Origin of the sequence: Shewanella sp. AS1, assembly GCF_021412565.1 — a bacterium.
In the GTDB taxonomy this organism is placed as follows: Bacteria; Pseudomonadota; Gammaproteobacteria; order Enterobacterales; family Shewanellaceae; genus Shewanella.
The window spans coordinates 200,641-213,253 of sequence record NZ_JAKCLJ010000002.1 but is presented as its reverse complement, the minus strand read 5'-3'; the positions used below and the strand labels follow the sequence as shown (position 1 = coordinate 213,253).

General features: G+C 49.7%; 10 protein-coding genes. 3 read left to right on the top strand and 7 right to left on the bottom strand.

Annotated features, from left to right (window positions below):
* Positions 1 to 174: 174 nt before the first annotated feature.
* The gene (locus LZP69_RS05180; protein WP_234199265.1) at positions 175 to 783 is read right to left on the bottom strand and encodes a DUF938 domain-containing protein; all 609 of its coding nucleotides are present in this window, start codon (positions 781 to 783) and stop codon (positions 175 to 177) included.
* Between the two features lie 138 nt (positions 784 to 921).
* Positions 922 to 3,135, bottom strand: coding sequence for a M3 family metallopeptidase (locus LZP69_RS05175; protein ID WP_234199124.1), 2,214 nt, complete (start codon positions 3,133 to 3,135; stop codon positions 922 to 924).
* A 241-nt stretch (positions 3,136 to 3,376) separates the two neighbouring features.
* On the opposite strand from LZP69_RS05175, the gene LZP69_RS05170 reads away from it, so the two are divergent.
* On the top strand, positions 3,377 to 4,930 hold the full coding sequence (locus LZP69_RS05170) for a dipeptidase (RefSeq protein WP_234199123.1): 1,554 nt from the start codon (positions 3,377 to 3,379) through the stop codon (positions 4,928 to 4,930).
* Between the two features lie 166 nt (positions 4,931 to 5,096).
* Here LZP69_RS05170 and ggt read toward each other — a convergent pair whose 3' ends face one another.
* On the bottom strand, positions 5,097 to 6,827 hold the full coding sequence (gene ggt, locus LZP69_RS05165; RefSeq protein WP_234199122.1) for a gamma-glutamyltransferase: 1,731 nt from the start codon (positions 6,825 to 6,827) through the stop codon (positions 5,097 to 5,099).
* Between the two features lie 182 nt (positions 6,828 to 7,009).
* Here ggt and LZP69_RS05160 point away from each other — a divergent pair, with 182 nt between their 5' ends.
* Complete coding sequence (locus tag LZP69_RS05160) at positions 7,010 to 8,080, top strand: GNAT family N-acetyltransferase (RefSeq protein ID WP_267962001.1); 1,071 nt, start codon at positions 7,010 to 7,012, stop codon at positions 8,078 to 8,080.
* A 5-nt stretch (positions 8,081 to 8,085) separates the two neighbouring features.
* Here the strand turns inward: LZP69_RS05160 and LZP69_RS05155 are convergent, their stop codons facing one another.
* From LZP69_RS05155 to LZP69_RS05145, 3 genes are all read right to left on the bottom strand, one after another.
* Complete coding sequence (locus LZP69_RS05155; RefSeq protein ID WP_234199120.1) at positions 8,086 to 8,703, bottom strand: LysE family translocator; 618 nt, start codon at positions 8,701 to 8,703, stop codon at positions 8,086 to 8,088.
* Between the two features lie 120 nt (positions 8,704 to 8,823).
* Entirely contained in the window at positions 8,824 to 9,864 is a 1,041-nt protein-coding gene (gene hppD, locus LZP69_RS05150) for a 4-hydroxyphenylpyruvate dioxygenase (protein WP_234199119.1), read from the bottom strand.
* Between the two features lie 105 nt (positions 9,865 to 9,969).
* Entirely contained in the window at positions 9,970 to 11,130 is a 1,161-nt protein-coding gene (locus LZP69_RS05145; RefSeq protein WP_234199118.1) for a homogentisate 1,2-dioxygenase, read from the bottom strand.
* A 149-nt stretch (positions 11,131 to 11,279) separates the two neighbouring features.
* On the opposite strand from LZP69_RS05145, the gene LZP69_RS05140 reads away from it, so the two are divergent.
* Entirely contained in the window at positions 11,280 to 12,182 is a 903-nt protein-coding gene (locus LZP69_RS05140; protein ID WP_234199117.1) for a LysR family transcriptional regulator, read from the top strand.
* A gap of 68 nt (positions 12,183 to 12,250) precedes the next feature.
* Here LZP69_RS05140 and LZP69_RS05135 read toward each other — a convergent pair whose 3' ends face one another.
* Complete coding sequence (locus LZP69_RS05135) at positions 12,251 to 12,526, bottom strand: PGPGW domain-containing protein (protein WP_234199116.1); 276 nt, start codon at positions 12,524 to 12,526, stop codon at positions 12,251 to 12,253.
* Positions 12,527 to 12,613 lie beyond the last annotated feature (87 nt).

The window sequence follows — 12,613 nt, the reverse complement described above, 5'->3', positions numbered from 1 at the left end:
TTGGTTTAGTTGGCTAAGTGCTGATAAGCAGGACTGACAACAGGTTTAAAACAGGGGTTAGCTTACCGCCTTTTTTCTGCAAGGATAAGTCCAGCGCAATGGTTTTTGTGATTTTGTTGTTTGGCCTTTAAAGGTTAATTTACGCAACTCGCCTAATTAGCCTAATCAATCGGCTTAAGCCCTTTTATAAAACTCAAGCAGGCGGTTGTTAGCGGGCATCTCATGATCCGCAGCCAGTTCAAGGCCCGCCGCGCTAGCAAGCTGTATGATCCACTCTATATCCCGGATGCCGCTGTTTTTGTCACGCTGTTTTAACCAGATATCGAACTGGTGATTGCTCTCGCTTGTATATTGCTTGTTGTAGTTAAAGGGGCCGTAGATACAGCATTTTCCCTCAGGGCTCAGATGCTGCTTTACGCCAGCAAAGAAAGCGTCGACATGGTGCATGCTCATAATGTGCAGGGTATTGGCACTGAAGATCCCATCTAGGTTCAGATGATCGCAAGGCCAGGACTGGCTGACCTCTAAGGTTAAGGGCGCGTTAAGATTATCGCCGCCCTCAAAGGCGATGCGCTTAGTAAGGGGCTGGATATAAATCCCCTGGTCGCTGGGTTGCCAGATCAGATGGGGCAGATGATTGGCAAAAAACGTGGCATGTTGCCCTGTGCCGCTGCCAATCTCCAGGACCTGTTTACAGCGGCTAAAGCTAGTGCTTAGCACAGATAAGATAGGGTGCTTATTATTCTCACAAGATTGTGAGTAGGGCAGTTCAGAGGGATCGATTATCACAGTGTTGTTATTCCATTTAGGGGTTACTTTGACTTGCTTTGTTTTATCCTTTAATCAGCCATGCAAGCAGCATAGCTGATTAAAGGATAAAACAAAGCACGCGCGAGGCGTGCCTTGTTAAGTGGCTTAAATTTATTTGGCCAATAGGCCGCGGCTTCTCAGCAGTGGCTCGATACCCGCTTCCTTACCACGAAAACGCTTGTACAGTAGCATAGGATCGTCACTGCCGCCCTGTGATAACACATTGTTCTTAAAGGCATCGGCCGTGGCTTTATCGAAGATGCCGTTTTCTTTGAAGGCTTCAAAGGCATCGGCACCTAGAATATCAGACCAGAGGTAGCTGTAATAACCTGCCGAGTAACCCCCAGCGAAGATATGCGAGAAGTAAGTGCTGCGATAACGGGGCGCGATCTCTTCGATAAGTCCCATGTTACTCAGTGATTCGGCTTCAAACTTGGCCGCATCCTTAGGTGTGGTATCGCTCAGTGAATGCCAGTCAAGATCCAGCTTGGTCGCGGCCATATATTCAACTGTGGCAAATCCCTGGTTGAACTGGCTGGCGGCGCGGATTTTATCGACCAGGGCTTGGGGGATCACTTCACCTGTCTGGTAATGCTTGGCGAAATGGCTCAGCACTTCGGGTTGCGTCATCCAATTTTCCATCACTTGGGATGGGAACTCTACATAATCACGGGGCACAGAGGTGCCGGCCTGGGATGCATATTCCACGTCAGAGAGCATGGTATGCAGGGCATGGCCAAACTCATGGAACAGGGTGCTGGCCTCATCGAAGGTAAGCAGAGCTGGCTCATCGCCAGTTGGACGAGGGTAGTTGAGCACATTCACAACGATAGGAATGGTATTCACACCTTCGATATGCGACTGCGGACGATAGGAATTATTCCAGGCGCCACCGCGTTTGCTGTCACGCACATAGTAATCCCCCATGAAGATCGCCATCAGTTTGCCATCTTTGTCATACACTTCCCAGGTACGCACTTCGTCATTGTACTTAGGTAGGTCGGTGCGCTCTTTAACTGTGATGCCATAGAGACGATTGGCGGTATAAAACACGCCTTTTAAGGTGTTTTCTAGCGAGAAGTAGGGGCGGGTCTGCTGCTCGTTAAAGCTGTATTTGGCCACACGGATTTTGTCTGAGTAGTACCACCAGTCCCAGGCCGCCAGTTTAAAGTTGCCGCCCTCGCTGTCGATAAGCTTTTGCATCTGCGCCACTTCGGCGCGGGCTTGATTCAGGGCGGCAGGCCAGACGCGGTCTAGCAGTTTGTAAACATTTTCCGGTGTCTTGGCCGTGCGTTCTTCAAGCACATAATGGGCGTGAGAAGGGTAGCCTAACAGCTGGGCACGCTCGGCGCGCAGGGCGGCTTCTTTGGCGAGGATCTGCTTGTTATCGTTAGCGTTATTATTGTTCGCACGCTCGATATAGCCCTTGTAAATTTTCTCGCGCAGCTCACGGTTATCGGCATAGGTCAAAAACGGTGTGATAGAGGGGCGATGAGTGGTGAAAACCCATTTACCAGGATGACCACGTTTCACGGCTGTTTGGGCCGCCGAGTTAATCACATCCTGGGGCAAGCCTGAGAGATCTTGCTCATTGTCGATAACCAACTCAAAGGCATTGGTTTCGGCCAATAGGTTGTCACCAAAGGCCAGGCTCAGTTTGCCCAGCTCTTCGTTAAGGGCGCGTAGTTTGAGCTTGTCGGCATCATTTAAGTTAGCGCCGCCTCGGGTGAAAGATTTATAGGTGTCTTCCAGTAGCTTTTGCTGGGCGACGGTCAAACCTGACTTATCCTGCTGATAGACAGTTTTAACTCGCTGGAACAGCTTATCGTTGAGACGGATATCGTCACGGGCGGCAGAGAGCAGTGGTGCCACCTCTTTTGAAATCGCCCTTAATTCATCATTGGTGTCTGCGCTGGTGAGGTTATAAAACACTCGGGCGATTTTACTGGTGAGCTTGCCGGAAAACTCCATGGCTTCTATGGTGTTGGCGAAAGTGGGCGCCTTTGGATTGTCGATAATGGCTTGAATTTCTGACTTTTGCTCAGCGATGCCCGCCTTAAACGCAGGCAGGTAATGCTCGGGTTTGATCTTGGCAAAATCAGGCATGCCGGCAAAGGTATCATAGGGCTTAAAGAAAGGGTTGTTGGTATCCTGCGCCATTACATTTTGGGCACTTTGTTCTGACTGGCTGATGCTATTGCTGCTGGCATTACTGCTGGCACTTGTATCGAGGCTTGCAGAGCTACAGCTGCTTAAGCCTCCCAGCATGAGCGCTAGCGTGATGGCTGACGCCAGCGGTTTGATCCCTAGAGTATTTTTTATCATCAGTAATTCCCGTTCTTTTCCCTGATTATTGTTATAGCGGCCGCGACTTGGACTAGAAAACACGACCCAAACGGCTAATCTATCCTGTTTATGAGATTGAGTTCTACCAATTCGGTGCATAGTTTGTAACAAAGAGTTTGTAACAAAGAGTGTGTGACGGCCTATCAAGCATTTTCAATGGCGATTTTTATGGCAGAATATCGATTCCAACAACCACCTGATTAGTAATAATTTTAATAATATGACAGGCTTAAATCGCGTTATCTCTTGTGGTGCAGTGGCGTTGTCCCTGCTTATTTCTTCCTACTGCGCCCAAGCTAAGGCGCAAACCGCTCTGACTTCAATCTCATCAACAGCCGATACTCTGGCCGAATATGCTGTCGAGCAGTATGGCGAGAAAACCGTGGATTCTCTACGCACCCTAGTCAGTTTCAATACTGTGGCCGTCGATGGGCTGACGCCGCGAACCAATCCCGAATTTATCCATTTCAAACAGGCGCTGAAACAGTTAAGTCAGCAGCTTGGGCTGGATTATGCCGATCATGGCTATGTGGTGTTAATTGGACTCGGTGATAGTGACAGTAAGCTCGGGGTGATCACCCATGGTGACGTGCAGCCCGCCGATCCTAAATTATGGCACAAGAGCCCCTATGAGCTGGACACCACAACAGAGCCCGGCCTGCTTATCGGTCGTGGCACTGAAGATGATAAAGGGCCAATTGTCACCGCCATGTACGCCATGAAGGCAATCAAAGATAAAGGCTTGATATTAGACAGGCGCATCGAGCTGATGGTCTATATGGCAGAGGAGTCTGACTGGGAACCATTAAAACAGTTTTTAAACACCTTTACCCCAGCCGATATCAATATCACTATCGACGCCGAATATCCTGTGGTCACAGCAGAGAAAGGCTGGAGCAAAATCAGCTTTACCGTGCCGCCAGCTAACGTGAGCGATACCGAGCTGCCAACGCTGAGCGCATTTCACGGCGGTTCATTTGCCAGCCAAATTCCCCAGCAGGCGAGCGCCACGCTCAAACATGTGAATGAAACACTGCTAAATCAACTCAAGCAGCGTGCTGGGGCGCAAATTGGCATGCATTATCAGTTTCTGCAACAGGGTGACAGTTTGACCATATTGGCCGATGGTAAGTCCACCCACTCATCCACCCCTGAAGATGGCATTAATGCCGTGACCCATCTGGCCGAACTGCTAAAAGGTTATGATTGGCCGAAAACCCAGGCGGCATTAACCCAAAGCTTTATCAGTGAGATGATTGGACTTGGAATATACGCCGAGCAGTTTGGCGAAATTGCCTATCGCGATGATTTTATGGGGCCTATGTCGCTCGCGCCCACAGTGGTAAAAGAGACAGAAAAGGGCACAGAGATCACCATTAATCTAAGACGTCCACTGGGTAAAACCCCTGAAATGCTGGACAGCCAGACCCAGGCCGCCTTGGCCAACTGGCAGCGCCAGCATGATGTCAGTTTGCAGGATATCGCCACCTACTGGGGAGAGCCTAAGCTGATGGATAAGGCGCCGCACCTTAACACCTTATTATCTGTGTTTGGTCACTTTACCGGCGTGAAAGACCCCAAACCTGTGGCGATTGGCGGCTCTACCAACAGTAAGCTATTCCCCAATGCCCTGAGTTTTGGCCCCGCCATGCCAGGTGTGGAATACACGGGCCACAGCGAACATGAGTTTATTACCCATGAGCAGTTTATGCTCAACCTCAAGATGTATACCGCCGCCTTTGTCGAGTTGGCAGTGAAGTCTGAGATACGCTAATACTGAATGAAACCTTTTGCCCAAATGACTATCAACAAAAAGGGAAGCGTTTGCTTCCCTTTGTTTACCTAAAATACTCGAACCTTGAACCTTGAACCTTGAACCTTGAACCTCGAATCTCGAACCTCGAACCTCGAACCTCGAACCTCGAACCTCGAACCTCAGTTTAATACCCCAGCGCCTCGCTACCAGCGCGTCTGGGATCGGAGGAGCCGAAGAGGCCATCATCTGTGATCATGATAGATTGAGTTGAGCCAATGGCATTACCGACCTTGACCTTATGGCCTTTGGCTTCGAGCAGTTTGATTGTGTCGCGGTTCAGGCTCTTCTCAACTCGGATCTCATCTGGCAACCATTGGTGATGGATACGCGGTGCGTAAGTGGCCTCGGCGATATTCGTTTTATGGTCGATCACATTCATGATGATCTGCAAAGTCGTGGTGATGATGCGTGAGCCGCCTGGACTGCCAGTCACGATAAAGGGTTTATTCTCTTTCATGACGATAGTGGGGCTCATGGAGCTTAAGGGTCGTTTCTTGCCCTTTACCGCGTTGGCATCACCGCCAATCAGGCCGAAACCGTTAGGTACGCCGGGTTTGGCCGAGAAATCATCCATCTCGTTATTGAGTAAAATTCCCGTGCCTTCGGCCACAAGGCCGGAGCCATAGCTGAAATTCAGTGTGTAGGTATTGGCTACCGCATTGCCCCATTTGTCGACCACAGAGTAGTGGGTGGTTTGCGGGCTCTCATAACCGACTATCTTGCCCGGCGCTATCTCACTGCTGGGGGTGGTCTTATCTTGTTTGATATCGGCGGCGCGGCTTTTTGCGTACTCTTTACTGATGAGCTGCGCCACAGGCACTGTGACAAAATCGGGATCGCCCAAATATTCGCTGCGATCGCTATAGGCGCGTTTCATCGCCTCACTCATCAGATGTATCGTCTCTGCGCTGTTGTGGCCAAGATCGCCAATAGGATAGGGCTCAAGCATGTTGAGGATCTCTATGATGTGAATGCCGCCAGAGGAGGGGGGCGGCATAGAGACCACCCGATAGCCGCGGTACTCACCTGAGACGGGTTGACGCTCGGCGACGCGATACTGCTTAAGATCGTCTAGCGTCATAATACCGCCAGCTTGAACTACGGAGGCCACGATTTTCTCGGCGGTTTCTCCCTGATAAAAGCCTTTGCTGCCCTGCTTGCTGATAAGGCTTAGGGAGTGAGCTAGATCTGGCTGTTTTAACTGCTCGCCTATCTCAAAGTTGCTGCCGTCGGCCTTATAAAAAATCCCTTTCGAGCTGGGCCACTGGCTGATCCGGCGTTTGACACCAGCAAGGGAGGTGGCGAGATCTGCCGATACGCTAAAGCCCTCTTTTGCCAGCTTGATTGCTGGGGCGATCACCTCGCTCATGCTCATGGTGCCATATTGTTTGAGGGCATATTCCATCCCCATCACAGTGCCGGGCACCCCGACAGCCAGGCCATGCTCGCGGCTGAGTCTTGCCACCGCATTGCCGTTCTCATCGAGGAAAATATCTTTATCGGCCTTGGCCGGCGCCATCTCACGATAGTCGATGGCGATGGTTTTATTCTCTTTAGCCAGATGGACAAGCATAAAACCACCGCCGCCTATGTTACCGGCTCTGGGCAGGGTGACGGCCAAGGCGAATCCCACGGCCACGGCGGCATCGACTGCGTTGCCGCCGCGTTTAAGAATATCGACACCGACACGTGTCGCCAGAGATTCCTGGCTCACCACCATCCCCTGTTTTGCCCAGACGGGTTGGACAGTGGCGCTATTGCTGTATATTGAAGAGTCTACGCTGTAAGCGGCGGTACTGCTGATTAACGGCAGGGAAAGGGACAAAGCGACGAGTAAACGGGTTAGCGGGCGCACATGAATTCCTTTGTGTCATTTTTGTTTTAGTTAGCTATTAGCTCAATGTGCCGATTATTCGCCATAAGATCAACCTGCTATTTGAACGAGGTGGGATAGTGTTTGCGTTTTCCCGGGTAGATGAGATTGCCCAAATAGGTCAAGCCGCCTGGCATTCACTCTTTGGTGACGATGACCCATTTATGCGCTATGAGTTTCTGCATGGATTAGAAACCAGTGGCTGTGTCGGTGCTCAGAGCGGCTGGCTGCCATCTCATCTCATGGTGAAACAGGATAACAGTCTCATCGCTTTGCTGCCCCTTTATATCAAGTATCACTCCTATGGCGAGTATGTGTTCGATTGGGCCTGGGCCGAGGCCTATGAGCGTCATCAACTTAATTATTACCCTAAGCTGGTGAGCGCCGTGCCATTTACCCCCATAACCGGATCGCGTATCGGCTTTACAGAACAGCTAGATACCGAGCAGCGGCAAGCCTTAGTCCTTGCGCTTAATCACTATTTATCTGATTGGCTTAAAGAACTTGGCGGCTCAGGTTGGCACCAGCTATTTCACCGGAAAAGAGAGCATGACTATTTTGCCAAAGCGGGCAGCTTGACCCGTCTTGGGACTCAGTTTCACTGGCACAATCGCAGTTACCGGGATTTTGAGGATTTCCTCGCCCAGATGAGCAGCCGTAAGCGCAAGAATATCCGCAAGGAGCGTGAGCAGCTCAAGGCTCTGGCGCTGCGCTTTGATTTTATTGACGGTGATAAGGTGACCTCAGAGCAGCTAGCGCATTTTTATCTGTGTTATCGGGCGACTTATGCTAAACGCTCTGGCCATGGCGGTTATCTTAATCTGGATTTTTTCAGTCAGATTCTGGCGAGCATGGGTAAGGCGGTGCGCCTCTTAATGGTGGAGCAGGAGGGAAAACCTGTCGCTGCCGCGCTTTATTTTGTCTCTAAAGAGAGACTCTATGGCCGTTACTGGGGCAGTTTAGTGGAGATCCCTGGATTGCATTTTGAGACCTGTTATTACCAGGGTATCGAATATGCGATATCTCATGGCTTTAAGGTGTTCGATGCCGGGGCCCAGGGTGAGCACAAGGTGCTGCGGGGCTTCGAGCCGGTGGAGACCTATTCTGCCCATGAGATCTTACATCCGCAATTTCGCGATGCGATAGCCGCCTTTACCTTAGAGGAGAAGCGCAATATCAGGCAGTATATGGCTCAGCTTAGGCAGGTATTACCCTATAAAAAGACGGTGGATTAGAGAGCTTAGCCAAGCGCCAGCCAGAAGCCCACGCCTATCATCAGGCTACCGGCAATGCGGTTAAGCCATTTGATGTTATCGCCACGGCCTAGGAAGAGCTTTAAGGATTTGCCGCCACTGGCGTAGGCCATCATGCTGACAAACTCGGTGCACATGATAATCGACAGCAGAATAAGCAGCTGAGGCGCGATAGGGTTGTCGACATTGATAAAGGGGGGCAGCAGGGAGATCATAAAGGCCCAACCTTTAGGGTTGGCGATGGCGGTGACAAACCCTTGGGTCATCAAGGCGCGATTGCTGACGCCACTGGCGGTATTATCCAAAGTTGCCATCTTGCCTTTGGCGCGCCACATCTGAATGCCTATGTAACCCAGATACGCGCCGCCGACCCATTTTAGGACCTCAAAAATGTGCGGGTAATTGAGCATCATGCTGGCAACGCCCATGACGGCGGCAACGGCCACTAAGGCCACACCAACAAGCTCACCTATCATCATCCACAGGGTGCGTCTTACCCCTATGCTCATGCCTAGGGTCATCGCCAGTGTCATGCACATGCCTGGTGTGATGGAGACAAAGAAAAAAGTCGGCAAAAATACAGCGATAAGAATATGTTCTGACATAGGGCTAACGACAACTGAGCCTGAATTAGAAGAATAAATAAGCTTGCTAGTGTAGTGATTTCTAATGGCTTGGCAATAAAAAACCAGCCGCAGCTGGTTTTTTTCTCGAAAGGGCAGAGCTTACAGAACGCCGCGGCGTACCTGATCCCGCTCGATAGATTCAAACAGGGCCTTAAAGTTACCTTCGCCGAAGCCTAAGTTGTTCTTACGCTGAATGATCTCGATGAAGATGGGGCCAAACAGATTTTTGGTGAAGATCTGCAATAGGTAGCCATCTTCGTCGCCATCGACCAAGATCTGGTGATGTTTAATCTTCTCTCTGTCTTCGGTCACCTGTGGTAGTTTATCGAAGATGGTGTCGTAGTATTCAGGGATAATATCCAAGGTCTGGATTGAACTGCCTTCCATTGCATCCAGTGATGCCACTATATCGCGGCTACGGAACGCCAGGTGCTGTACGCCCGGGCCGTTGTATTCTTGCAGGTACTCATCAATTTGGTTTCTGTCGTCGCCTTTCCCTTCGTTGATCGGGATGCAGAAACTGCCATCGGGAGAGCGCAGTGCGTAGGAGATCAGGGCGGTTTGTGAGCCTTTGATGTCGAAGTAACGTACTTCGGTGAATCCGAACACATCTTTATAGAAGTTTGACCATTGCTCCATAGTGCCTTTGTAGACATTGTTGGTCAGGTGATCGACTTCCATGAAGCCTTTCTCTTGGGTGAAGACAGGCTCATCGAGATCGGCAAAGTCAGCGTTGTAGATGTTGTTATCATCACCGAAGGTATCGATAAAGTAGATCAGGCTGTCGCCAATGCCATAAATGGCTGGATAGGGCAGATCTTTAACCTCATCACCGGCAGGCTTAGCACCACGCTCGACGGCGCCGTTAAAAGCAAACTGGGCATCCTCAACGCGCCAGCCCATAGAGCTGATCGCCGGACCATGTTTTTTGGCAAACTCAGATGAGAAGCCCTGCTTTTCTGTGTTCAGCAGGAAATTGATCTGGTTCTGCTTGTAGTAAAAAATTGACTTTTGCTTATGTTTCTTCAGTTTAGAGAAACCAAAGTCGATAAAGACCTTATGCATAAAGTCGATGTCTGGGGTACAAAATTCGGTAAATTCAATCCCCAGTAATCCGAGTGGATTTTGCTCGCTTGCCATTTGCTTTTCCTTTTTCAAATTGGGTGACCCAAGTTGCAATGCTCTCGGGTCTGAGTGTTCTGTCCTGACTGCTAACGTTTGACCTTAAATGCTTTTGCTAAAATGCTAGTCTTCCAGCCAAGAGCGGTTGTAATCAGGGCTCATACAGGCCTGTACATGTTCTGTTAGTTGCAGCGGTGCGAAAGTATCTATCATTACCGCGTATTCATAGGTGTCGGTTTTGCCGATAGAGGCCTCAGTACGCCCCGGCTGCGGCCCATGAGGCACCCCTTTTTGATGCAGTGTCATGTAGCCTGCTTCTATGCCTGTGCGGCTCATAAAGTCGCCATCGACGTAATAGAGCACCTCATCACTGTCGATATTGTTGTGATAGTAAGGCGCCGGGATCGCATCTGGGTGAAAATCATACGGACGGGGCACGAAATTGCAGATCACGAAGTTATGGGCGCTAAAGACGATATGATCCGACGGCGGCAGATGGATCTTGCCCACCTTAGGCGCGTAATCCTGAATATTGAAGCTCCAGGGATACACATAGCCATCCCAACCGGCGAGATCGAATGGATGCCACTGCAGATTTGTCTGCTGGTATTTGTCACCAAATTTAGAGACTAGAGGGAATGAACCTTTCTCGACTATGGCTGGTTGTAGCTTGGGGGTCTGTATATCCCGCTCGCAATAAGGCGCCGATTCGGTCAACTGGCCATACTGATTGCGAAAATGTTTTGGGATCTCAACCATAGAGCTGGACTCAATCACTAACAGGCGCACCAGACTAAAATCATCAAATTTCAGCTGATAGGTGGTGCCTCTTGGGATAACTAAGTAATCCCACCTAGATACCTTGAGGGCGCCATATTCGCTGTAGAGCATGCCTTGTCCTTCATGGACAAAGATCACCTCATCGGCATAGGCGTTACGGTAAAACGCCTGAGTATCTTCAGTCACCTTGGCACTGTAGATGGCGACATCTTGGTTAAAGAAGATCTTATTACGACCAGAAAAGAAGTTGCCCTGACGATCGGCCTGTTTAGCATCCAGTTTATAGTTTTGGATCAGGCTGTCTTGCCAGGTTGCACCATGGCTTAATTCATAATTCTCAACAGACAAAGCCTTAGTTGGCATGTTGTGGTGATACTTATTGGAATAGATATTGGAAAAACCGTGGGTTGAAAACAGTTCCTCACGGTAGAGTTCGCCATTCTCTTTCTTAAACGCGGTATGGCGCTTTGGGGGGATCTGACCCTGTGTTACATAAAATGGCATGGTGCGTAATTCCTTGGTTGTTCTTGCACAATAATTTTTGTGACCTAGTTATCAATTTAGTTGCGGCAACCACCAAAAAAAAGAATAATAAATGCTTAGAGATAATCTAATTTTTAGATGGTATTGATTGTTTTACAGTTGGAGCAGGGATGAAAATCGACATTGAGACCTTTCGTGTCTTAGCCGTGCTGGTGGAAGAGGGCAGCTTTTCCAAGGCTGCAGAGCGTTTACACAAGGCGCAGTCGGCCGTGAGCTATCAGGTGAAGAAACTGGAGCAGCATCTGGGTGTAAAGCTATTTTGTCGGGATCAATACCGCGCAGAATTAACCCCAGAAGGGCAAGTGATCCTGGCCGAAGGCACAAAACTGCTGCAATACCTAGGTAATATCGAACATCTCGCCAGCCGTTTCAGTGAGGGATGGGAGCCCAAACTTGAGCTGGTGGTGGATGGCGCCTTACCTATGGAGCCTATCATGGCGGCGTTAAAGCAGCTCTCTGAACATCAAATTCCTACTAAAATTCAGCTCAATGTGGAATTTCTTGGCGGGGTTCAGGCCAGATTCGAGCGGGATAACGCCGATGTGATGCTGGTAAAAGATTTTCGCAGCGGTCCTCATTATCGTCATCAGCCACTGCCTGACATTGAGAGTATTCTTACTGTCGCTAAGTCGCATCCGCTGGCTAAGGTGAAAAACCTCAGCTTGTTTGATCTACAGCAGTATGTCGAGCTCACCATAGAAGATTCCACTCCGGGCAAACAACACAGGGACGAACTACAGTTTGGCGGCGATAAGGTGTTTTATCTCTCTGGGTTTATCATGAAGAGAAACGCCTTGTTGATGGAGTTAGGCTTTGGCTGGATGCCAGATTTCCTGATCCAGTCTGAATTGGCTAGCGGTGAGCTGGTCGAAGTCGATTTTGTGGGTGGCAGTCGTTACAGTTTCACGCCGCAACTGGTATCGACCTTAGACAGACCGCTGGGGCGGGCAGGGCAACTCTTTACTCAGTTGATCCAAGCGCAATTTGAGCAGTTTAAACTGGCGCGAAGTTAATGTTTTACGCCTCGCATAATTTTTCTTGTCTCTCGGATTTTTGCTAAAAGCAATTCGGCTTAAGCGCTTCACCTTGAGCGCCATGCCTTAAATTGGGCGACTTTATTATCCATATAAGCGGCCGATTGGGTCAGATAGCGCTGGCTGCGCTTCAACCATTTTCTAGCCCAGAGGTGCTCCAGACTCAGTATGGCTAAGCCGATAGGTAGCAACAGCCAGGCTGGCCCCGGCAGAATGAGCAGCGCTAGCCCCAAGAGACACAAACTGCCTCCTATGATGGTGATCAGGCATTTTCTTAATACTTTAAGGCGGTTATCGCTTTTTAATTGTTTGTAATTGTGCATGATTTCCTATTTCCTCACAGTAACTATACTTAGCACTTAGTAGCATTCGCAATTTTGATGCTGGATTTATCTCTCCACCGCTAGCCT